Source organism: Arthrobacter sp. TS-15, from assembly GCF_006964045.1.
GTDB lineage: Bacteria > Actinomycetota > Actinomycetes > Actinomycetales > Micrococcaceae > Arthrobacter.
This window is the reverse complement of sequence record NZ_SDXQ01000010.1, coordinates 20,395-43,055: the sequence shown is the minus strand read 5'-3', so window position 1 is coordinate 43,055 and position 22,661 is coordinate 20,395. Positions and strand designations below refer to the sequence as shown.

At 59.6% G+C, this 22,661-nt stretch carries 19 protein-coding genes; 12 read left to right on the top strand and 7 right to left on the bottom strand.

What is annotated here, in order from left to right; genetic code table 11:
* Positions 1 to 26: 26 nt before the first annotated feature.
* From EU811_RS04895 to EU811_RS04885, 3 genes are all read left to right on the top strand, one after another.
* Positions 27 to 1,001, top strand: coding sequence for an acyl-CoA thioesterase (locus tag EU811_RS04895; RefSeq protein ID WP_142937376.1), 975 nt, complete (start codon positions 27 to 29; stop codon positions 999 to 1,001).
* A gap of 220 nt (positions 1,002 to 1,221) precedes the next feature.
* A complete protein-coding gene (locus tag EU811_RS04890) occupies positions 1,222 to 3,786 on the top strand; it encodes a LuxR C-terminal-related transcriptional regulator (RefSeq protein WP_238703296.1) in 2,565 nt (854 codons plus the stop codon).
* Positions 3,787 to 3,854: 68 nt separating this feature from the next.
* Positions 3,855 to 4,439 (top strand): helix-turn-helix transcriptional regulator, encoded by a 585-nt coding sequence (locus tag EU811_RS04885; RefSeq protein WP_142937374.1) that lies wholly within the window; start codon positions 3,855 to 3,857, stop codon positions 4,437 to 4,439.
* Here the strand turns inward: EU811_RS04885 and EU811_RS04880 are convergent.
* The 6 genes from EU811_RS04880 to EU811_RS23490 form a co-directional block, all read right to left on the bottom strand.
* On the bottom strand, positions 4,436 to 5,815 hold the full coding sequence (locus EU811_RS04880; RefSeq protein WP_142937373.1) for a UDP-glucose dehydrogenase family protein: 1,380 nt from the start codon (positions 5,813 to 5,815) through the stop codon (positions 4,436 to 4,438). The two genes, EU811_RS04885 and EU811_RS04880, sit on opposite strands and share 4 nt — an antisense overlap.
* Before the next feature lie 68 nt (positions 5,816 to 5,883).
* On the bottom strand, positions 5,884 to 6,807 hold the full coding sequence (locus EU811_RS04875; RefSeq protein WP_142937372.1) for a nucleotidyltransferase family protein: 924 nt from the start codon (positions 6,805 to 6,807) through the stop codon (positions 5,884 to 5,886).
* A 33-nt stretch (positions 6,808 to 6,840) separates the two neighbouring features.
* Positions 6,841 to 7,806 carry a GDP-L-fucose synthase family protein gene (locus EU811_RS04870; RefSeq protein ID WP_142937371.1) on the bottom strand — a complete coding sequence of 322 codons (966 nt, stop codon included), beginning with the start codon at positions 7,804 to 7,806 and terminating at the stop codon, positions 6,841 to 6,843.
* Positions 7,803 to 8,840 (bottom strand): GDP-mannose 4,6-dehydratase, encoded by a 1,038-nt coding sequence (gene gmd, locus EU811_RS04865; protein ID WP_142937370.1) that lies wholly within the window; start codon positions 8,838 to 8,840, stop codon positions 7,803 to 7,805. The genes EU811_RS04870 and gmd overlap by 4 nt, the downstream gene beginning before the upstream one ends.
* 44 nt (positions 8,841 to 8,884) lie before the next feature.
* Entirely contained in the window at positions 8,885 to 10,111 is a 1,227-nt protein-coding gene (locus tag EU811_RS04860) for a glycosyltransferase family 4 protein (protein WP_142937369.1), read from the bottom strand.
* A 67-nt stretch (positions 10,112 to 10,178) separates the two neighbouring features.
* The gene (locus EU811_RS23490; RefSeq protein ID WP_160147622.1) at positions 10,179 to 10,349 is read right to left on the bottom strand and encodes a hypothetical protein; all 171 of its coding nucleotides are present in this window, start codon (positions 10,347 to 10,349) and stop codon (positions 10,179 to 10,181) included.
* 629 nt (positions 10,350 to 10,978) lie between these two features.
* Here EU811_RS23490 and EU811_RS04855 point away from each other — a divergent pair.
* The 9 genes from EU811_RS04855 (at position 10,979) to EU811_RS04815 (ending at position 20,745) form a co-directional block, all read left to right on the top strand.
* A complete protein-coding gene (locus tag EU811_RS04855; protein ID WP_223941280.1) occupies positions 10,979 to 11,536 on the top strand; it encodes a DapH/DapD/GlmU-related protein in 558 nt (185 codons plus the stop codon).
* Positions 11,533 to 12,858 (top strand): hypothetical protein, encoded by a 1,326-nt coding sequence (locus EU811_RS04850; RefSeq protein ID WP_142937367.1) that lies wholly within the window; start codon positions 11,533 to 11,535, stop codon positions 12,856 to 12,858. The genes EU811_RS04855 and EU811_RS04850 overlap by 4 nt, the downstream gene beginning before the upstream one ends.
* Positions 12,858 to 14,222, top strand: a complete 1,365-nt coding sequence (locus EU811_RS04845) for a lipopolysaccharide biosynthesis protein (protein ID WP_142937366.1) — start codon at positions 12,858 to 12,860, stop codon at positions 14,220 to 14,222. The genes EU811_RS04850 and EU811_RS04845 overlap by 1 nt, the downstream gene beginning before the upstream one ends.
* On the top strand, positions 14,206 to 15,105 hold the full coding sequence (locus EU811_RS04840; protein ID WP_142937365.1) for a hypothetical protein: 900 nt from the start codon (positions 14,206 to 14,208) through the stop codon (positions 15,103 to 15,105). The genes EU811_RS04845 and EU811_RS04840 overlap by 17 nt, the downstream gene beginning before the upstream one ends.
* Positions 15,102 to 16,385 (top strand): glycosyltransferase family 4 protein, encoded by a 1,284-nt coding sequence (locus EU811_RS04835; protein ID WP_142937364.1) that lies wholly within the window; start codon positions 15,102 to 15,104, stop codon positions 16,383 to 16,385. Before EU811_RS04840 ends, EU811_RS04835 begins: the two co-directional genes overlap by 4 nt.
* Positions 16,369 to 17,466 carry a glycosyltransferase family 4 protein gene (locus tag EU811_RS04830; protein ID WP_142937363.1) on the top strand — a complete coding sequence of 366 codons (1,098 nt, stop codon included), beginning with the start codon at positions 16,369 to 16,371 and terminating at the stop codon, positions 17,464 to 17,466. Before EU811_RS04835 ends, EU811_RS04830 begins: the two co-directional genes overlap by 17 nt.
* Positions 17,463 to 18,041: a glycosyltransferase gene (locus EU811_RS04825; RefSeq protein WP_142937362.1), complete on the top strand. Its 579-nt coding sequence runs from the start codon at positions 17,463 to 17,465 to the stop codon at positions 18,039 to 18,041. Before EU811_RS04830 ends, EU811_RS04825 begins: the two co-directional genes overlap by 4 nt.
* On the top strand, positions 18,041 to 19,039 hold the full coding sequence (locus EU811_RS04820) for a PqqD family peptide modification chaperone (RefSeq protein ID WP_142937361.1): 999 nt from the start codon (positions 18,041 to 18,043) through the stop codon (positions 19,037 to 19,039). Before EU811_RS04825 ends, EU811_RS04820 begins: the two co-directional genes overlap by 1 nt.
* A gap of 131 nt (positions 19,040 to 19,170) precedes the next feature.
* Positions 19,171 to 20,745 carry a polysaccharide biosynthesis tyrosine autokinase gene (locus EU811_RS04815; RefSeq protein WP_142937360.1) on the top strand — a complete coding sequence of 525 codons (1,575 nt, stop codon included), beginning with the start codon at positions 19,171 to 19,173 and terminating at the stop codon, positions 20,743 to 20,745.
* 425 nt (positions 20,746 to 21,170) lie between these two features.
* Here the strand turns inward: EU811_RS04815 and EU811_RS04810 are convergent, their stop codons facing one another.
* Positions 21,171 to 22,628 carry a sugar transferase gene (locus tag EU811_RS04810; protein WP_342211712.1) on the bottom strand — a complete coding sequence of 486 codons (1,458 nt, stop codon included), beginning with the start codon at positions 22,626 to 22,628 and terminating at the stop codon, positions 21,171 to 21,173.
* Positions 22,629 to 22,661 lie beyond the last annotated feature (33 nt).

Here is a 22,661-nt window from a genome sequence, read left to right as displayed (position 1 = left end):
AACCTGGCGACAGTAAGATTCCAAGCATGAGCGATGACGCCGCCAACTCAGTGACCCTCCGCTTCCTCGCGGCTCCCATGGACGTCGGACACAGCGGGTCCGTCGACGCCGGCACCGTCCTTGAGTGGGTGGACAAAGCAGCGTACGCGGCAGCCGTTGGCTGGGCCAAGGCCTATTGCGTTACGGCTTACGTGGGAAATATCCACTTCACGGATCCGGTCAACAGCGGCGACATGGTGGAAGTAACCTCCACCATCGTTTACACCGGGCGCTCCTCCATGCACATTCACACCGTTGTCAGCTCACGGGATCCCAAAGGCGGCCCGGAGACCATGCACAGCCAGTGCATGGTCATCTTCGTTGCCGTCGGTCCGGACGGCAAGCCGATTCCCGTCCCGCAATATGAACCGTCAACGGCTGCGGAGATCGAGCAGCGCGATCACGCCCTGGCCCGCATTGAGGTCCGTGAACAGATCGTCAACGCGATGAACGCCCAGGAATATACCGACGCCGGGACCGCCGAGCGCGTCGTCCTACGGTTCATGGCGTCCCCCACTGATGTGAACTGGGGCGGCAAGGTCCACGGTGGCATCGTGATGAAGTGGATCGACGAAGCCGCCTACGTGTGCGCCTCCCGCTACTGCGGCATGGACACCGTGGCGGTGTTCTCCGGCGGTGTCCGCTTCTACCGGCCCTTGCTGATCGGACACGTCGTAGAAGTGGAGGCACGCCTCGTCTACACCGGCGCCAAGGGTATGCACATCGCGGTTCACGTCCGCTCGGGTGACCCTAAAACCAAGGTCATGAACCTCACCACCTATTGCCTCACGGTGATGGTGGCGCGCGACGAAACGGGGACGGCCGTTCCCGTCCCCGCCTGGGAACCAGTGTCTGACGAGGACAAGAAGTTGCATGCACATGCCCGCGAACTGCTGGAAATCCGTGGCCGGGCCCCGGGAAACCGGCTGCCGGACCATCTGCAGAACCGCGCTGGAAGCTAGGGCAGGCATTCCTTCTCCCCCAATGCCAAGGCCTAAGTACCGGGGCGCCTTCGTCGTGCCTATGACTGCCGTGCAAATGTACTAAGGCCCCAACCGTTCCTCGACACGAATCAAGTCCTTGGCCCACTTGGAAGTTGTCAAGTAGAGGCACGGCTTTTTGGCGGCGTCACGTGGTCGAACAGCCGCCTCCATAAGGGGTCAGCAGTTGCATACACGGAAGATGAAATGTGTCCTGGACTACGTTGCCAAAGGTCTGGGTGTGAGAATCGTCGGGGCACCCGGCAGTGGCCGAACCAGTCTCCTTAAGAGAGTCGTTGCGAAACTGGAGGAAGACGGCGCCACTGTTTACACCATGTTCGCTGCTCCAGCGCTTGCTGCCGTGCCTTTTGCCGGCGTACTTTCCCTGGGCTTGGATCTTCGTTCCAGGACAATCGGAATTCTCGGCATCGTGGACCTTCTCTCGGTCCAGATGGCCAGGTCCGGGGCGCACCTGATAGCGATCGACGATCTCGAGAACCTGGACCGCGAGTCGTTGGCAGTAGTGGACGTGCTGCGAAGAAGGAGCAATGTCCCGCTGATTACCACCATGAATGATCGACCCTTTCAGCCCAGAACCTCCGGCTATTTGGGGAGCATTCCCGAAGCCACCGTCGCCCTGGCACCTCTGGAATACGACCAAATCAGCAAACTCATCACCGAAACCCTTGGGCATCCGGCGGAAGTGAATGTAGTTGCGACTGTTCTGACCAAATCCGGCGGCAATTTGCGGTTGGCGGTTCGCATCCTCCAGACCTCGGCCCTCAGCGGGCGCATCCTTCTCAAGGACGGTCAGTGGTGCATGAACAGCCCCAAACTGATGAACGAACATCTCAACGGAACCGTGGAAGCCTTGCTCCAGGGTCTGCGGCCGGAGGAAGTCCGGGCTCTGAACAAGTTGTCGCTTCTGGGTCCCAGCCCTGTTGACCGATTGGTGGCAACTGTGGGTGAGGACATCCTCGATAACCTCGAATACAACGGGTTGATCTCTGTGATTCAAGGCCCGGAAGAAACCCTACTTGCTGCTGTCTTTCCGCCGATAGTGGATGACTACCTTCGTGCCCACACGCTAAGCTCGCGGAGAATTCTCCAGAGCGCAGTCACTGATCACGTCATTGCAGGGCCAGGCGATCTACCCACTCCGGCAGCCACAGATGACATGTTGTCGGCTTCGATTTCCAAGGTGCGCGGAGAAATGGGCAGCAACCACGCGGCCGCCACGCGATACTTCCAGCAGCGGCGCGACGCCTTTGAAGAGTTGTGCTACCAAAACTGGCAACGTGATCGCAGCCTGGCCAATGCTGTCGCGATCCTCAAATTCTATTGGGGAGCGCCTGCCAACCCGCATCGAATCCAGGAAGTTTTGCTCCAAACCGACTCCGACGGCGGTGAATTACCAGAGCTCTTTTTGTTCAGTATGTCTTTGGCTTGGTGGCAGTTCTCACACGAGAAGAACCTGCCCGGCGCAATCGGGACAATGCAGGCTCTGTCTTCCAAAGAACCGGGCCTGCGGCATGAAGCCGAAGGGGTCATCGCACTCCTTCACGCATCACAGAGCGGCATCCCCGGCGATCGGGACGAGGTTATAGGTGATCCCCCCAGGCGCGGACCACAAAGCGACATTCTCCCCATAATCAAGGGAATGCTGGAGCTCTATGAGCTCAACCCACAGAGGGCGCAGAGCGCTATGGACTCCGCCGAGGGAGCACATGGCTGCCAGCCTTTCGAGTCATTTATCCGCGGTATGGCAATGCTCTCCAGCGGCCGCGAAGAATCGGCCCTCGTCATGGCTCTCGAGTGTCGGGAAAGGGCTTTGCAGAATGTCGATCAGTTAGCCTTCGTCAGCCAGAGTTACATCGCAGCGCTTTCCCTTCTTCATCACGGCCTGTTTGACGAAGCCGAATATCTCATGGGGCGCGCCTTTTCCTTGGGCAAGCCTGGGTTTATCGTGGAGCCGTTGCACGTGGCCATGCTGCGCCTCTCCTCACTTCGGGACGCGGTGCCAGCGACTTCCTTGGGGATGTCGGCGGGATCCAACGCAGTGGATATTGGTGCGCTACCTGGTTTCGGCACGGGTTTGCACGACCTCGCCGCAAGCCGCCCCGCGAGCGCCAAAGCCTTCGACGAGCGAGCCAGCCGCATCATCGAAAAGTCACTTGCCCGTGGTTATGTCTACGAAGCCATGCACACGGGGCTTTTCGCGCTGGGACTGCTCCCGGGCCCGCGAGTCCGGGGTCTCCTCCAAAAAATTCTGGAGGACCGCTCCATGACAGCACACCACCAGCTCCTAACCATTGCGGATGCCGCCATAGCGATGGATCTACCACGACTACGCCATTTACTGGACACCTACGTCTTGGACGGAGACACGTTTCAAGTGTCCATGCTTCTTCGCGGAGCAGAGCAGAGGTGCCAGCTCAGCGGGGAGCCTGCTGTTGCCAGCCAGATCAGAAGGGCAGCAAAGGATTTCGTTGCCCGTTTCGGTGTGGTGGGGACGTTGTTTGATTTCAGGTCCGAGCCTCCCGGCTCTTCCCTGACCATGAGGGAGATCGAAGTTGCCCTCGTCGCCGGGCAGCAGAGCAATCAGGACATCGCGGAGCAATTCGGCATCAGCATCCGGACTGTGGAGAGCCACATTTCCAACGCTCTGCGGAAGACCGATACCACCACTCGAAAACAACTGGCAGATCTCATTCGGAATGCACCCAAGCCCTTGACATCGGGCGCCAGTGACCCATCCCAAGTTTGAGGCTTCGGCCCGGAGCCTTCCTCAGCGCCCCACTATTTCACTTGCCCCACAAGACAGGAGTCACGGAGTTGCCCCAGATACTTGTTGTCAGTACGCACCGGCAGTTCACGGCGCTGATCCATTGGGCCACTAACTCGTTGCCCGCCGTCTCTTCTGGTCGCGTGGCCGTGGTTGATGGAACGTTACCGGAGCTTGAAGCCGATGTGGTGGACCTGGTCCATGACAGCTACAGGGTGCTTGTCTACGGCGGTCTGCTCCACAGCTCGCGCGTCCTACGCCTGATGGATCTCGGCGTACGGGGCTACGTACCGGAAACAGCCACGCTGCCCGTCCTGCTTGCCGCGGTCAGGAGCATCGCCGCCGACGGAACACATTTGCCGTTTGATCCCACCACCGGCCGAAATCACGTCCCCCTAACGACTGCTGAGGAAGTGGCGGCCGATGCTTACTTCCTCACTGATGAGGAACTGCCGCGGATTGAAGTAGCGAAGCGACTGGGAATTGCCGACTCGACTCTCCGTAACCAACTGGCCTCGGTTCGACGAAAACTCGGAATCCCCCCGCAGGCCAGCCGCGCAGCAGTAGCCCGACGGTACCGCGCTACCGTGCGGCCGGCGGCACCGTCGAGGCAATCGATTGAGAGCCGCCTCTAAGCGGAGGGGCCGGAACTCATGTGGAGTTGCGGCTTTGGTTGGTCTTCTGTCGCCATGTTCGCCTCGTAGCGGCGACCGAGCGAACCAAGCGACCAGCCGGAATCTTCCCATTCCCGGACCTTGAGTATGTTCCGTCCGTCAATGATCTTCCGTGTCCCCGTTTGCGCGGAAAGAACCTCCGGCGTCAGGGCTTTGAACTCGTCCCACTCGGTAAGAAGAAGGATAAGATCTGCGTTCCTGACGGCATCTTCTGTGGAGGGTACGTAATTATGCTGAGGCGATCGCCGGGAGGCGTTGAGGTTGCCTGCCGGGTCATAGATCGATACCTCCGCACCCTCGTCGAAGAGCCTATTGGCGATGTCCAGGGCCGGTGAGTCCCGGACGTCGTCGCTGTTGGGCTTGAACGCAACACCAAGAATGGCGATCCTGCTGTGCGGAATCGAACCGAGCATCACGCGGGCCAACTCAACAGCGCGCTCTCGACGCCTCAAATTGATGCAGTCCATCTCGTCGAGGAATCGCATGCTTCGATCCAAGCCGAGTTCAGCTGCGCGTGCCTGAAGTGCGCGTATGTCCTTAGGCAAGCATCCGCCACCGAACCCAATGCCGGCATTGAGGAAACGCCGCCCGATACGCGCGTCGAGGCCAATGGCATCCGCAAGCGTTCGAATATCTCCCCCAATGACCTCTGTTACCTCAGAGAAGGCATTGATGAAGGATATTTTTGTAGCGAGGAAAGCATTTGCAGCTACCTTGACCAGCTCTGCAGTCTCAAAGTCGGTGCTGATCAAGGGCACGCCTTCCCCGAGGGCGGTCGCATAAACCTGCCGCAACACTGACTCGTCCTCAGGCGATTCCACACCAATAACCAGCCTGTCCGGGGTCAAAGTATCTACTACTGCGAAGCCTTCCCTGAGGAATTCCGGATTCCACGCAACGTTCAATGTGACGCCGTGGCGTTTGTTGTCACGAACAAGGGCCTTCAGCCGCCTCGTGGTTCCCACCGGAACTGTCGACTTTCCCACAATGAGGGCGTCCCTGGTGATGTTTCGGGCGAGGGAGATGGTTGCCGCATCCACGAATGACATGTCGGCAGCACCTTCTCCGGGGCGCTGGGGAGTTCCCACGCCAATGAAGTGAACATCGCCCCACGCTCCTACTTCCTGATAAGAAGTGGTGAAGCGAAGGCGTCCGCTCTTCACATGCTTCCGAAGAAGTTCGGGCAGGCCGGGTTCATGGAACGGCAACAGTCCCTCTGAAAGCGACGCGACCCTTGCGGGGTCAATATCGAGACCAAGCACCTCAAAGCCAAGTTCGGCCATACAGGCGGCATGAGTGGCACCCAGATATCCGGTGCCTATGACGGTGATTCGCATGAGTTCTCGCTTTTCAGAGTGACAACGATGATCAAAAACTGTGGGGGCGGCCGCGCGGTGGGGCCCGCCTATTTCTGGATGCGGGCCCGGATTTCGCGGACTTCCCGCAGGGTCTGGACGCCCTCGGTCAAACTCCGCCATAGTCGGCGAAACCTGAACGAGGTTTGCTGCCAATGGTTCATGTCGCGAAGGTCCAGGTCATGCCAGCTAATGGACTCCCGGGAGGGAACCAAGGCCTGCCACAGCGCTGCCGGCTTCCTGGACCACGGAATCTCCATGAGGTGGAAGAGACGGAGAGTGGCAGACCTTTGCGCCGTCGTCCGAAGTACCCAATCAAAGGGCGGCTCACCAAGGTCAAAGGCCCGCGTTTCCGGCAACTCCGCAAACAACGGTCCCAGAGGTCCTATTGCCCCGAGTTCCAGTGCCCTGTCATAGTGCTCCTGCGGGGACTGCCTTATCTCCTGGAGGCAGAATGCGACGTCGTCGTGGAGGACCCCCTTTGCCGGACTTCGCAAGGCGTGCAGGAGGGTTACCAGGAGGGCATCGTTGCGCGAAAGCGTCCAAGCGGGACGACCACCCAGCTCGATGCTTTGCCTGGCAGCCCAAAGGTGTTCGAAAACCTCAGACTCATCCTCGTAAAACCCGGGGAACCTCCAGTGGACGTCGATGTCGGAGGGCCACCCTGGGTTGATGAGCGTCGTCGAGTGATCAGGGAACGCCTCGGAGACTTCAGGGATTCTGGCCGCCCACCCCTGTTGCTCAAGTGCCTTTAGCAGAGCCTTCAAGTCCGAGCGATGGAGCAGAATGTCCAAGTCCAGGGATGGTCTTACGGGACGTGCCCCCACCATGGTTGCTGCTGGACCCTTGATGAGCAGCACCCGGATGTTGCATTCCGCCGCGACATGGGAAACCACTGCGGCAGAGAGCAGGATCGACTCAGTGATCCTGAGAACTTCCACCGGTGCTGGTGCTGCCGAGGTTGGCGGGCTCATAGCCGCGAGCAGAACGTGAAGCGGCTTCACAAGCTAGTCCCTGAGGCCGTTTCGGTTCTCGTTGAACCAGGCGTAGGTGGACTCGAGCCCATCCTTCAAGGAAATGCCCGTGGTCCATCCGAGCGCCTCCAGCTTCTCCACGTCCATCAGCTTGCGGGGCGTGCCGTCGGGTTTCGTCGCGTCCCATTCAAGGGCGCCCTCATAACCGACGACGGCGGCAACCAAGCCGGCGAGCTCCTTAATGGTCAGGTCCGCCCCGACACCGACGTTGACGTGTTCCGGACCGTCGTAGTTTTCCAGCAGGTGCAGGCAGGCAGCAGCCAAATCGTCGACGTGAAGAAATTCGCGGCGCGGTTCGCCCGTTCCCCAGTTTGTCACCGACTCATCGCCCCGAGCCCGGGCCTCGTCCATCCGACGAATAAGGGCCGGTAAGACATGGGAACCATGTGGCGAAAAGTTGTCTCCAGGACCGTACAGGTTGGTGGGCATGGCCGAAATCCACGGTAGACCGTACTGCCGACGTACAGCTTGGACGTGCATTATTCCGGAGATTTTGGCTATGGCGTAGGCTTCGTTGGTTTCCTCCAACGGCCCTGTTAGTAGGTACTCTTCCTTGAGGGGCTGGGGTGCCAGCTTGGGGTAGATGCAGGATGACCCCAAGAACAGCAGCCGTTCCACCCCATATTCCAGGGCTGCATCCATGACATTTACTTGAATCCGAATGTTCTCAGTGAGGAAATCCACCGGGTACGTCTTGTTCGCAAGGATGCCGCCAACTTTGGCTGCCGCTAAGGCCACGTATCGTGGCCTCTCCTTCTCAAAGAACGCGAATACGGCAGTGCGGTCCTTGAGGTCCAGTTCCTTGGACGTCCGCCCGATCCTCTTCGTGAAGCCTTCAGCCGAAAGTTTCCGCCACAGGGCGGATCCCACCAAGCCTCCATGCCCTGCAACATAGAAAGGGGAGGATCGATCAAGCCGTCCGGGGGTAAAGGCCGTCATCGGGCGAGTGCCTTCCAGGACTGCAGATCCACGGCATCGATCCACGGGTTTCCTCCGTGCTGCAAAGCTTCAATGTCGGCGTCCACCATGAGGCGGGCCAGCTCCGGCGTCCTGACAGTCGGTTCCCAATCCAACTTTTCCTTGGCTTTGGAGTAGTCGCCAATGAGTGCTTCAACCTCTGTAGGACGAAGGTAACGCTCATCAAAGCGAACGTAGTCTTCCCATTTCAAACCAGCATGTTCAAACGCGGTCTCAAGAAAGTCCTTGACCGTATAGCCCTCATTGGTGGCCAGCACATAGTCATCGGGCTCGTCTACCTGAAGCATGCGCCACATGCCCTCGACGTACTCCGCGGCGTACCCCCAGTCGCGAACAGCTTGAAGGTTGCCCATGTACAACTCGGACTGTTTACCTGCCTTGATGGCTGCCACGGCACGCGTAATTTTGCGCGTAACGAATGTCTCTCCACGGCGTGGTGATTCATGGTTGAACAGGATGCCGTTGACGGCAAACATCCCATAAGCTTCCCGGTAGTTCTTCGTCATCCAGTAGCTGTAAACCTTGGCCGCGCCATAAGGAGAACGCGGATAAAAAGGAGTGGCCTCGTCCTGCGGCGGCGGGGTAGCGCCGAACATCTCGGACGAGGATGCCTGGTAGAAGCGGGTTTCGATTCCGGCCATGCGCACGGCCTCCAGAAGCCGGGTTGTACCAATTCCAGTGGTGTTGCCGGTGTGCTCCGGTTCGTCGAAAGAAACCCGCACATGGGACTGGGCGCCCAGGTTATAGACCTCGTCAGGACGGATATCAGCCAGTAAAGTCACCAGCCGGGCGCCATCGGAAAGGTCACCGTAATGGAGGAAGAGGCGTGCTTTGCTGTTATGCGGATCCACGTAAAGGTGGTCGATCCGGGACGTATTAAAGGTTGAAGAGCGGCGGATCAATCCGTGCACCTCATAGCCTTTAGAGAGCAGGAGTTCGGCGAGATAAGAGCCGTCCTGCCCCGTAATTCCTGTTATTAGCGCTTTCTTGGCCAAGGTCTTTCCTTCTCTTCGTACAGATAAATGAGGTAAATCCCGTGTCAGCGCAGTCGCTTTCGCGACGCCAGATCGCTCAACCACTCGACGTAGCTCTCCACTGCCACCTCTTCGGTAAGAACCCTGTCGCTGTACTGCCGGCCTGCAGCACCGAAGTCTTTGGCGGTTTCAGGGTCCTTGCGGAGACGCTCGATGGCTGCCACCAGGTCTCCGGGTGATCCGCACTCAGCCCGGATCCCGGCCCCTGCGGCCAATAACTCGTGGGCTGTTGCGCTGCCTGCTTCAGTGGCGGCAATAATCGGAAGACCGGTCACGAAGTAACTCGTCAGCTTGCTCGGCACTGACATCTCTTTGACACCCGGGCGCTCGTTGACCAGCAGGACGTCGGCGGATCGGAGCGCCTCGGAGTAGTCGCGGTCCGGAAGCGGCTCCAGGAACTGCAGCCTGTCGATGCCCACACCTTTGGATTCGAGGGTTCGCCGCTGGTTACCGTTGCCCAGCAAGACGAAACGAACATCGCTTCCGCTACGTCCAGCCAGGCGCGCGGTATCAATGACGTTCTCCAACCCCTGCTTGACCCCCATATTGCCCGCGTGGAGTGCTACGAAATCCGTTGCCGCCCAGCCAAATCGTTTGCGGGCGGCCGTTCTGTCAAAAGAATGGTGGTGTTGTACGTGCGTCCAGTTTCGAATGACGCGGACACGGTGGGCGGGCACCCTCAGGTCATTGACGACGTGATCGCGGAAACGTTCGTGAATCACACTGACTCCGTCCGCGGAGCTGAAGATCGCGGCTTCGAGGCGCTTCATGATGGAAGCCAGCGGGGAACGCGAATCGCCCGTTTCTTCCATGCCCTTGCTGTAGAGGTCCTGGACCCAGATGCCAACCGGGACACGAAAAATGCGTGCCCGAACAATAGCGAAAGCCGCGGAGAAAAGGGCAGGGCTGACTACGAGGACCACATCCGGGCGGTCCCAACGCTCAAGCACGGTGCGGACTCCGAACGTAATCTCCATGAGGAGGCGGCTCAGTCCGTTGGGTCGTCTAGGGACGCTGGACCGTAGTCGCTTAACAGGCACGCCGGCCAAATTCTCTTCCATGGAGAGGCCGGTATAGCCGTCGGCGATCTTCCATTCGGGGTAGTGGGGGTAGCCTGTCAGCACTTTGACGGACACCCCGCGCCTCGCCAGCCCTTGGGAGAGTTTGGTGGTGTACGGAGCGTTTCCGCTGGGTTCCGGGGCATAGTTCAGACCCACAATCAGCGCTTTCATGAGCCCTCCCCGCTCGGGCAGAAAGTCATTGCCGGAACGGATGTCCATTGCCGAGAAAATGTGCGCGTCACAGGGGTGCCACGGGCCATCGGCCAAGCAGCAACGGCCCGAAGATGGTCACAAGATGCCCCATGACGATGCCCGCAATCAAAGCGATGCGTCGTCCCTTTCCGTAGGCCTTGGGTTGGGGCTCAGCCGGGATATCCAGGCCAGTGTGAATAACCGGGCTTTGAGTCACCGGTTGGTGTTGCACGGCATGGACGTGGCTAATAAGCGATGGTGAACATGCCGGCGCCCTCGTCGTGGTGTCCATTTGTCCTCAGCATTCTTTCAATCGGGTACCCCTCGATTGTGGAAGGGGGTTTGCGCCCCTTAGACCCCAATGGGAGCCCATTCTCAGTGGCGGGGCCCGCCGCGGGGATAGCAGAACGCTAGAGAACCCGAACCCTCCGTGGAGGTCCTCCCCGTATTAGGTGTGGCAGTGGAAAGCATCTGCGTGTAGAGGAAGAAGACGCTGGTTTTCGCTCCGCTTTGACCTGTCCTTGCCCGATACGCAGATGGACTTTGCGCCAACACGGAATAGCCACACGCCACCACGGAGGACCCGGAAAGCAAGAGAGCGGAACCGGATGGTGACAGCGCAGCATCCTGTGACTGGTTGCCCCTGCACCGTGGATAAGCGGCACGCCGCACTACTGAGAAAGTGAGGCCATCCGGCTCTAGGGGGTGTGCGTTCTGGCAAGAATCAAGGGGTATCCGAATGACAGAATGCCGAGGACAAATGGACACCACGACGAGGCCGCTGGCATGTTCAGTATCAACCGCAGGCCACGCCTATGCCTTGGAACTCCACCAAGGATGAGCCGCATGGATCTGGCCGGGTTCACCGGGGCCGGCTACCACAAAGGCCGCGGACTACTCTGGCAAGCGGCCTGGTTCGCCGTTCAAAATCTTGTCTTCAGCACCTGGTGGTGCCCGTCATCATTGCGGGTTCGAATCCTCAGGGCTTTTGGTGCCTCCGTCGGGCAAGGTGTAAAAGTCCGCCATGGAGTCAAAATCCATTGGCCGTGGAAGCTGAAAATCGGTGACAACGTGTGGATCGGAGTCGATGCCTGGATCCTCAATCTTGAGCCTGTCACCATTGGTTCCGATTGCTGCATCTCGCAAAATGTCTTCATTTGCACCGGCAGCCATTCGTACGACTCCCCAACTTTTGAGTTCGATAACGCTCCGATTGTGGTTGGTGACGGCAGCTGGATAGGAGCCCGCGCAACAGTGCTGCGCGGCGTGGAAATCGGCGCTTCGTGCCTGGTGGGAGCCGGCGCATTGGTAGTGAAGAACCTACAGCCCGGGACACGCCTGCTGGCACCGACGGGCACTGCATGGCCCGCCGTGAAAGCCAAGGCAGACGGAGCGCCGCATTGACTGCGCTGATCGTCTGGTTGGGTTTCGGTCTGGTTTTCAGCGTCGTTTTTGTGCGTCGCATGCACATCGTGCTGGTTGCCGTGATCGTGGCGAGAATCCTGGTTCCGGGGGTGGTTCAAAACGAAGTCATGCCCGGGTTGCACCCTTCGACGTACCTCTTCCTCTGCTTTATCCTCGTCCAGTTGGCATTCACCCCAAGCGTCTTTGGGCGGGTGATCCGTTCTGCAGGGGTTTTGCCCCAAGCAACCATCGGTGGCATGGCGGCGGTCATGATGACCGACGTCGGAAACCCCGGAAGCGCGGGATTGCTGGATACAGCGATGTTCGTCCTTGGCATCGTGGTGGCACCGTATTACGTCTTCGTGTTTATGCGATATTCGATCCGCTCATTGCCAAGGGCAGGCAAGGCCTTTCTTCTGACGTTTGCGCTACTGGCACTGGCGGAAGCCGTGCTCTCGCAGGCCCAAGTGGCCACAGGCAGGCCCGTGGTGTGGGAAAGCGACTTCTCCAGGATCTGGCTGAGCGGGACGACCTCCGAGCTTGGCGCCGCTATTGGAACCTTTGGCCACGGCATCCAGGTTGGTGTCCTTTTTGCTGCCACTATGCCGCTCCTTGCCTTGATCAAGTCGATGCTGCTGCGCTTTGCGTTGGCGGCGGTCCTCCTCGTGACTGTGCCGCTAGCCTACGGTCGCATGGGCCTCATTCTTACGGTGGCCGGATTCGTCTTCCTGGTGATCATCGGAGGACGAAAAGTCATCCGAAGCATTCTCTTCGCCGCTGTGGTCCTCATAGCCCTTCTGGTCAGCGTCCAGGGGGTGGCCGGCGAGAAGCTCCTGCGAAAGTTCGAGGACGACAACGGCTCGGCCGCCCTAAGAGTGGCCGCGTTCGACTGGTTTTGGGAACATACGGCGGACTTTTTTGCTGGCGGCTACCCGGGAGCTAGGGACCTCAAGGGCGTGGGCACCCTGGGCTCCAGCCTTGAGAACGGCTACTTCATCATGGCTCTCATGTTCGGAACTCTTGCTGCAGTAACGTTCTTCATTTTCATGATTTGCCTACTTTTTGCTCAGATCGACATCAAGGACCGTGGGAGTTGGCCGGGCGCCGCGGCGGCAGCCTTGATCATCGTGGCCATCAACGGCTACAGCTCAATCGGTGGCAACTCGATCGACATTCACCTTTTCTGGTTCGTGCTTGCCATGGCGAGCTACCGTTCCACCCGCACCTTGCCGGCAGTGGACGGCATCCATCGGGCTTCATCTCATGAGTTGCGGCCAACGGGTGGATCATCGGGTTTTCCAGTAACGCGGGTACCCGCTTGATGAGGATTCGAATACGCCCTCTGTCGAGTGTGGATGCTACCCAAACGGATAGCCATGGAAGCCGGATATTCCATGCGGTAGCCGGCTCGGCAATTACCCCACTGATGTCACTGGCTACGGCTCCAATTCTGGCCCAATCCCTCGGTGTTGCCGGCCGGGGAGAGCTAGCTGCCGGAATGGCTCCCATGCTGTTCGCGGTGGCAATCGGCGCACTTGGCATTCCAGAGGCGCTCACTTTCTATGTTGCCAAGCAGGCGCGGGGCGCCCGAAGGGCAGTTAGACGGGCCTTTTGGATTCTCACACTCTTAGGGCTGGCAGCAGCGGCCCTTGTGGCGCTAAGCGCATCTCTCCTCTCCGATGGAAACCTGGAGATTGAGCAGCTCATCTTCCTTACGGCGATCCTGACCGTTCCCACCTTCTGGGCCTCAATACCGAACAGTGTCCTGGCCGGGAACCACGCATGGAGGCTATCGGCAAGGATTGATCTGGCCCTGTCGGTCCTCCGGCTTGTTGCGCTGTCCGCCCTGGCAGCAGCACATCTTTTGACCCCGCAGGCAGCGACGATAGTGATGCTGGGCTTCCCCCTATTGAAGGGCCTGGTGACTCTGCCGTTCCTCATCATGTATCGGCGCGGGTGGAGAAATGCCACCGCTGCAAGGGTGCGGCTGTTCAACTATGGAAGTCGTCTGTGGGTGGGCTCCCTGGCAGGTGTGGTTCTTTTGCGCCTCGACCAGCTTCTGATGGTTCCGTTCGGGAACGCTGCACAGCTCGGACTTTACTCGGTGGCGGTCAGTTTGGGTGAGATCCCCGCCCTGCTCTCCGGAGCGGTGCGAAACGTCGTCTTTTCCTCCGATGCGGAGGACTCCCACCAGCGCGACGACGGAGGGCGTCTGCAACAGACTTCACGCTTGACGGCGGCAGCCACTGGGTTGGCGGCCGTCGCAATCGGCCTGGTCCTTCCTTGGGCCATCCCCACGTTTTTCGGTACGGCTTTCAATGACGCCGTACCGGTGTGTTGGGTAATTCTTGCGGCAGTGTCCTTGGGCACCACCGGTTCCGTCGCGGGCGCCGGTCTGAGCGCTCGTGGCCGGCCCGGGCTGCGCAGCTTCGGAATGGTCATTGGGGCGCTGCTCAACACCGCCACTCTCTTGGCGGCAGTACCCGCCCTCGGTGCGATGGGAGCTGCGTTGGCCACTTTGGCCGGCAGTGTCGTCGCCGGCACCATGAACATCGTCTGGCTACGGACGCATTTCGGCATGGCAATGCGGGGCTTCTACGGACTCAGGCGGATGGATTTCCAACTGGTCCGCACCACGATCAAACACCTGACAGGAAAGAAGAACGTACATGCCGTCTCCTCATAATCCAGGGCCACAGCTTGCCTTGGACAGTCTCCTGCCGAGAGTTCCCCGGCTTGCGTACAAGGCCGGGCTCATCAGTATGCTCAGGCTTCGCAACCGTTTCAGCCGGCACAAGATAACGGGTTCAGCGGACGTTGTGGTGAGCATGACCTCCTATGGCCGCCGGTTGGGGATCGTTGCCCATGCCCTGGAGTCCATCGCAGCGGGTTCAGTACGTCCGGCACGGATGATTCTGTGGGTCGACAAGCCGGATTTCGAGGTAGCCACGTACCCCATGCTCAGGAGTCTTCAGCGCCGCGGGTTGGAAATTCTTCCCTGCGAGGACCTCGGACCTCACAAGAAGTACTTTCCCTATTGTCGTGATTTCACCACTGACCGCATGGACCTCGTCTTAGCCGACGATGACCTAATGTACCCACGGCGTTGGCTTGAGGGCCTCCTTGGAGCCGCCGGGCATGCCCATGAAATTCCTGCCTATCGTGCGCACCGCATGAGGACTGATGCGGCGCGATGCGCCCTGGAGGACTACAACTCATGGGCCCCGGCACCCACCGGGTCAACCAGCCACGCCAATTTCCTGACGGGCGGGGCCGGCGCGCTCTTGCCTCCCAGGCTTCAGTCAGCCATACGTGAGGCTGGGACTGCTTTCCGGGAAGTGGCTCCACGTGCCGACGATATCTGGCTCAACGCCCTGGCCATCCGCAATGGATATCGACGGCGGGTGGTGGCCGCCGCGGGGCAACACCTCACCATGTATCCTCGTTCGCAAAGAGAGGCCTTGCACAGCGAAAACGTAGAAGGCGGCCGCAACGACCTGCAAATTGCTGCTGTCTTCAGGCCCCATGACATAGCCACCATCGCCGCCGACATCGTCAACGCGCCATGAGAGAGTCCACGCAGCACGCTTCCGCCACCGATGTGGAAACGGTCCTTGTGCACCCCTTCGGTAACGAGAATGTCCGTCAAACCCTGACCGCGCTCAGCGAGCACCGTCAACTATCTGCCTTCATCACCTCCATCGGTTGGACAGAGTCGGAGGCCTTGTCATGGCTCCGGCCCGCAAAGTCATTGGTTGAACGCCGGCTTTTTCCCATGATCGGAAGCCAGCAGCTGCACGTCACACCGGCCAGTGAACTTGTTCGCAACCTTCTCCTGCGCGCACAGCCCGCGGCGTTGAGACGGCTTGGCTCAGGATCAGGTCCGCTCTCCGCGCACTGGGTCGCACGGCAGGTGGAGAACAAGGCGATCAAGGCCCTCAGCCGGCTGAATCAGCCTGCGGCCGTCTACGGATACTCGACCTTCGCTTCAAGAGTGTTCGGGGCGGCCAGGGAACGCGGCATGGAAACGATTCTGGAAGTTCCTCACGTTCACTGGGCTACCACCAGAAGCTGGGCAGGTCAGCTTCAAAGCCGCGCACCGGGATGGGCCGTTACGGCGCGTCAGGACTTATCCAGAAGCAAGGTCCATGCCATGGAAGACCTTGAGCTAGCGTTGGCAACCCGGCTGATCTCACCGTCGGCACAGGTCACTGAGAGCCTTCGCGCGGCCGGCATTGACAGCCACATCACTGAGATTCCCTATGGCTGTCCTGATGTCCATCCCGGGCAAAAGCCCTTGAGGTGGGACGGGCGCGGTCCGCTAAAGGTCTTGTTTGTGGGCCGCATCGTAGGCATGAAAGGGATCGCTGACGTTGTGTCAGCGGCCAAGGCCCTCTCTTCCGCCGTCCACGTCACGGCCATTGGCCAACTTCCCGGCGAGACTTTTCCAGCCCTTGAAGACATGCTCCGCACGGTGGATTACCGCGGGACGATGCCAAGGAGCGAAATTCTCCTGGAAATGCGCAAGCACCACGTGCTGTTGCTACCGAGTCTTGTTGAGGGTCGTTCGCTTGCCGCTTTGGAAGGACTCAGTCAGGGTCTGCCCGCGGTGGTCACGGCCGGCAGCGGTGTTGACGACCTCGTGGCCCTAGGAGCGGGCGCCATAGTGGATCGCTTCGCACCTGAACAGATTGCTACTGAACTTCACCGTTTTCTGGACGATCCCGGGCTGGTTGAAGCGCGGAGTGCCAAAGCCCTGGAGATAGCCAGAGCCTCCGGATGGGGGCCTTTTCGCGACGGGACAGCGCAATTCTTTCAACAGATTGGAAGTGGTGTTCGTGGTCACTAAGCTCAAGACCGAACGAGCACTGAAAATCGCAGTGGTGGCCCACGTGTTCCACCCGAGTGTCGGCGGAGTTGAAATTACTTCCGACATTCTGGCCCGTGGATTCATGCGTCATGGTGCCGACGTAACAGTCATCACCAACACACCAGAAGCGCACCCGACGAAGACATTCCCTTACGAAGTCATCCGGAAGCCAAAACCATGGCGACTGTTAGCGCTGGTGAACAGGGCCGACGTCGTATTCCATAACAACCCGGCAATATCGCTGTGGTGGCCTCTGGTACTCATCCGCAAGCCCTGGATGGTCACCCTCAGGATGTGGGTGACCATGCCGGGGCAGGAACTGTCCCGCCTTCAGCGGCTGAAGTATTCAGCTAAGTACAAAATTATTGAGCGGGCCGATGTCCTTGTGGCAAACAGTAAGGTTTTGGCGGATCACATCAAAGGTGATGTTGAAGTGATCCCTAACAGCTACCGGGATGAGTTCTTCAACGTCCTCGACGGCGAAGTGCGCGCTCCGTTGGGCATTGTGTATTTAGGCCGGCTCAGCCAAGACAAAGGCGTGGACCTCCTCATCCAGGCAGCAGCTGATCTGGTAGGCGAGAACGACGGCTTCACACTGACAATCGTGGGTGATGGTACCGAACGTGAACGACTGGAGACCCTCGCCGAAGAGAGCGGTTTGGGCAAGGCAGTAAAGTTCCTTGGCTCCAAGGGTCCGGAGGAGGCCAACCGGATTCTGAACCAGAATTCCATCGTCGTTATACCGAGTCGGATGCCCGAGCCTTTCGGAACCGTGGCTCTGGAGGCGGCCGCCGCCGGGTGCGTGGTGGTTTATGCGGATCATGGCGGACTGCCTGATGCCGCCGGTCAGCAAGCCATAGGCTTCACGCCCTTGGACCCGACGTCGTTAAGCGGTCACCTGAGGGCACTGCTCAGCAATCCGGAGGACGTTGCCGCGCGGCGGCGAGACGCCATATCCCATGCGGACCGACATCGGGAGAGCGTCATGGTTGACCGGTACTTCGCGGCGATCAAGCGAACGTTGTTGGTGTCCGGTAGGGGCAGGAGTCACACCCCATGAAAATTGTGCAGGTAGTAACGCTGGTCAGTCCGGACGGAGCATACGGCGGGCCCGTTCGGGTGGCTCAAAACCAGTCGGCAGAGCTTTCCAAACGGGGTCATCAGGTGCAGGTATTCGCTGGTGCACGCGGGCATGTGGACCCTTCGTACTTTGGTCCAGGCGTAAGGACCCGACTTTTCAAGGCCCTCCAGATTGTCCCCCGCACCGGGTTCGCCGGGCTCTGCGCACCGACAATGCTGCCGTCCCTATGGTGGGCACTCAAAGGTGCAGATGTTGTCCATCTTCACCTGGCACGTGACTTGGTGATGCTTCCGGCTGCCCTCCTCTGCCTGATCCGGCGAACACCCTTCGTGGTCCAAACACACGGCATGATCGACGAATCCGACAAGAAGCTGGCGAAGATCCTGGACCGGCTGCTTACCCTTCGTGTGCTGCGCGCCAGCCAACGGTGCTTTTGGCTGACGCCCGAGGAACAGAAATCCTTGGGAGAACTTCTAGGTGACGGTCACCAAACCCTCGAACGGCTCGTCAACGGAGTGCCTCAGGCCGACGTCGCGATGAACGGTGCTTCGTAGTGAATACAGCGAATAGTTCCTTTCAATTTCTCTACCTGGCCCGGCTGCATAGTCGAAAACGGCCCACGGTGCTGGTCGATGCGGCCGCCATGCTGGCCAAGACCATTGACAAGCAAATAGAAGTGGCTTTAGTGGGGCCGGACGAAGGCGAAGAGTCCAAAGTGCGGCAACAAATTCTGGATACCGGGACCTCAGACTGGATCCGGATTGAAGGGCCGCTGCAGCCCGGCAGCACGCTTGACCGTATGCGGAAAGCATCCGTGTATGTGCTGCCCTCCGTCAACGAGCCGTTTCCCATGAGCGTCCTTGAAGCCATGTCCGTGGGTGTCCCCGTCATCGTGACAGACAGCTGCGGGCTCGCCCCGTTCATTGCTGAGTCAGGGGCGGGGATCGTCTCGGACTCAAGCGTCGAGGCACTCTCCGCAGCCATGCGCCGCTTTGTCGAAGAGCCGGGGCTAAGAGCATCGGCGGCCGCAGCCGCCGTCGGACTGGCCAGGGAACGATTCTCCATGTACGCGGTCACCAGTCAGCTTGAAGACGTTTACCAGAGCTTGGCCAGCTCTACCGCAGGTCAGGCGCCTTCGCCCGTACAGCAAATGCTCAAAGGCCGCGGGGGGCCCTCACCAACTACGGACAAATTGGGGGGTGAATACGGAGAACAATCCCAGCAGCACCACGGATGCCATGACGTAAATCAGTTCTGGCACAGGGCAGAAGCCGTGGCTGAAGTTCCGGCCTTGGGTGAAGAGCGCGTGGTGGTGCTGAATGTGGAACTCGGTTTCCCCCTCGTCCTTCAGGGGTCGGCGGCCGCGATTTGGGAACTCATTGACGGAACACGTACTGAAACCGACATTCTCATGGAGCTGGCAAGCGCCTACTCGGGAGCAGATGAACCTTCCGTGGCCCAGCAAGTCAGGAACTTTCTGGCCGGGCTGGCTTTCCATGGCCTCGCCGCGAGTTGCGACACCCCCGGTAACGACGGCGGATCAAGGTACTGAGGCGCGCGGCTTATCCGGTACTCAGTGCTCCACGGCAGTACCGAGACTGACACTACAAGTCTTGGAATAGTACGCACCCGGCATGCATGGAGAGGACCACACAATTGCTGCAGGACGATAAACCTCAAGGGATGTCGGGCAATGACCTCCTTTCCGTAGTCCGCTCACATTGGCTCGGGATCCTGCTCATCACAGTGTTGATGGTGGGAGGATCCCTGGGGTGGTATGCGCTTCAGCCCAAGATCTACTCAGCGGAGTCAAGCGGAATAGTGGTGGCAGCGGGGGCCGAAAACCTTGGCATGTCCCTGGCGGGAGACAGCCTCGCCAAGTCCAAAGCCAAGGGCTATCAGTCGGTGGGCGAGTCCATCCTGGTAGCTGAAAGCGTCATCAAGTCATTGGGCTTGAAGGAATCGGCCCCGGACATCACTAGATCGATCAGCGTGAGTGTCCCCCTCGATTCGGTGGAAATCCGGATCACTGCACGGTCATCCGACCCCCAGACAGCCCAGAACGTAGCTGATGCGTGGGTGACCGCCTTGGCCGCGCAGGTCTACGACTTGGACAAAGGAAATGCCAGCCCCGGGACAGAACCCGTCACCAAGATCGTCCCTTTGGCGAAGGCGAGCCTTCCATCGGCCCCCGTTTCACCGCTCTTGACGGCAACGCTGGGCATTGGACTGGCCGCGGGATTGCTCATTGGTCTTGGCTACGCGCTGGCACGAAACCACCTGGACCGGAGGATTCGCGGAGCCAGCGAGATTGAGCGACTATTTGGCCTGGCCGTCGTGGGTACTTTGCCTCTGGACAAACGGCTCAGCGAAAAGTCGAGCGTACTTGAAAATACTGCGGGAACTCATCGGGTTCCCGGCGGCCATGCCATGGCTGAAGCCTTGAGGGAACTACGCACAAATCTGGACTTCATTGATGTAGACAACCCTCCCCGAATCCTGCTGATTACCAGTTCCTTGCCCTCCGAAGGCAAGAGCACAGTCACCAGCAACCTGGCGGCGACCATAGCCGCTGCCGGCAGGGACGTCATTGTTGTGGACGCGGATCTTCGCCGTCCCACAGTTCATCAGGTTTTTGGTGTCTTGCCGGACGTTGGTGTGACGGACATCCTCTCGGGCCGGGCGGCCATCGATGACGTACTTCAGGAATGGGGTCCGAATTCCCACCTCCGGATCCTCACAGCTGGTCGCATCCCCCCGAATCCCTCCGAACTCCTTGGCTCACGGGCCATGGAACATCTGCTCAGGGAACTGTCGCTGAGAGCTATGGTCCTCATCGATGCGCCGCCGCTGCTCCCCGTCACTGACGCCGCTGTACTTTCCCGAGTCGCAGACGGCACGCTTGTGGTAGCAAGGGCACGTAAGACAACCCGTGACACCCTGTACCGCGCCCTCGGCAACCTTACTCGTGTGCGCGGGCGCGTCCTGGGCGTCATTCTTAACTGCGTATCCACCAAGGGTCCCGGAGATCTCAATTATGGCTACTACGGAGCATACGGAAGCGCCGAAGACTTGCAGGGCCACAATCCACTGACGCCCGAAAACAATCCACCGTCTGCTCCCGGCAGGGCTCTTGAGGCTCACCCGGTGAATTCTTTGCCTGGAAGCCAGGAGGGACAAACCGCGTCGGATCCCCTCAGCCGATGGCGTGCATCTCAGGATGGCTCCAGAGGCCGGCGTTCGGCCCCTCCGGGCTAGATGTACTGCCTCGAGGGGTCGGTTGAACCGTGAGGACCAAACTTGCGATTTCTCCGGCATGAACGAATGCCCTCAGCTTTCGCCGGCGAGCATTGATCGCCACCGGAGGGTTTGCCCTGGCGGCCGGGGCAGCTTTCGCCGAGACGGTGCCAGAGGCAGCTGCAATCGCTGTAACGAAGAGCGCCAGACGGGTTTACTATGCATCGGATTTCGGTATCTTCCCGAAGGCGACTATGCCAGCCACAACACCCCAGGGTGCGATTTCCAGCACCTGGATTCTTGCCAATGGCAAACCGTTGAGCGACGCACTGCGCTAGGTGCCACGTGACATCCCCACTACAGACACAATGGATCGCTTTTGAGCCGGACTCGGGGATCGGTCCTGGATGCTCTCCCGCAGCAGCGAGCCCCCGACGAGGAACCTTCTAGTAGGCGCCGTCTTTGGCAAAGACGGCTCTCACGGTTCGCAGGAGATAGATCATGTCTTGAAACATGGACCAGTTCTCTACGTAGTAGAGGTCAAGGCGAATCGAGTCATCCCAGGACAGATCGCTGCGCCCGCTAACCTGCCATGGACCCGTAAGGCCGGGTTTGACCAAGAGCCGGCGGTGGGCAAAGTCGTCGTAGGTTTCTACTTCCACCGGAAGCGGCGGACGCGGACCCACCAAACTCATGTCGCCCATGAGGACATTGAAGAGTTGGGGCAACTCGTCAATGGAATACCGACGGATGAATCGGCCGACCCTTGTGACGCGAGGATCGTCTTTCAACTTGAAAAGGACTCCGTTGCCCTCGTTGAGATCGGCGAGCCGGGACAGTTGTTGCTCGGCGTCGGTCACCATGGATCGAAACTTCAGCATACTGAAGACTTCACCGGACCGACCGATACGCGTCTGCCGAAACATTGCCGGGCCAGAGCTGTCGAGTTTGACCAAAAGGGCAACGACGCACATGGGGACGGCAAGGATAGTGAGTATGACCAACGACGCAGAGACATCCAGCCCGCGTTTGGCTACAGCTTTCAGGCCCTCCAACTTAGGCGTGGTGACATGGATCAGGGGCAACCCGGCCAAAGGCTGCATGTGAATTCGCGGACCTGCCACATCGGTCAGCGCAGGAGCCATGAACATGCCGATGTCGCGAGCGGTTAGCGCCCAGCCAAGTTGCCGCAATGTGGGCGGGTCAACGTCTGCGCCGGATATGGCCACGGAGTCCGCCGCGGAGGCTTCCACCGCTGCCAATATTCCTTCCAGGTCCTTGCCCTTGCCCATGACAGGCAGGTCGAGCCCTTCCGGCCAAGGGTCGAAAGCATCTGGAGTGGTTAAGTATGCGGCCACAGGCTGGTAGCCGGCAGCCGGATGGGCCCGGAGTTGCTGAATAAGGTGGGCAGCACTCGGGGCCCCTCCAACAACAAGAACCCGGCGCAGATGCTGGCCGGACTTCCGCCGGAGGATCAAGTCTTTCCGCAGTGCCCACCGGCCGATGAGCAGGCTGATGGTGCCCAATGGCAGGGCCACCGCCACATAGCCTCTGGCAGTGTCGAGCTGGAACACGTACGAGAAGATGGCTATGCCTCCGAACAGCCACAGGGAAGCCGTGGTCACCCGCCTGTACTCCTCAGTGCCGAAGCCTTGGATTCGGTGCCCACGGGTTCCTAGGGCCCCCAAGGTAATCAACCACAGGACGTCGAGGACCACGCTAACCAGCGGGTACGGCGTCTGAACGGACCCTATGCCCAATGAGGGTCGCTCCAGGCCGAAGCGGAGGAGCTCGGCAATCGCGACAGCCCACGTAATGCACAGGAAATCAACCAGCAGGACTCTTACCCGGCCGTCATGCTCAAGCATGTCCAGCTTGTCATTTACCTGGCGTGAACTGCTCACACTTTGGGTGGGTTTATTCATCAATGTCAACAC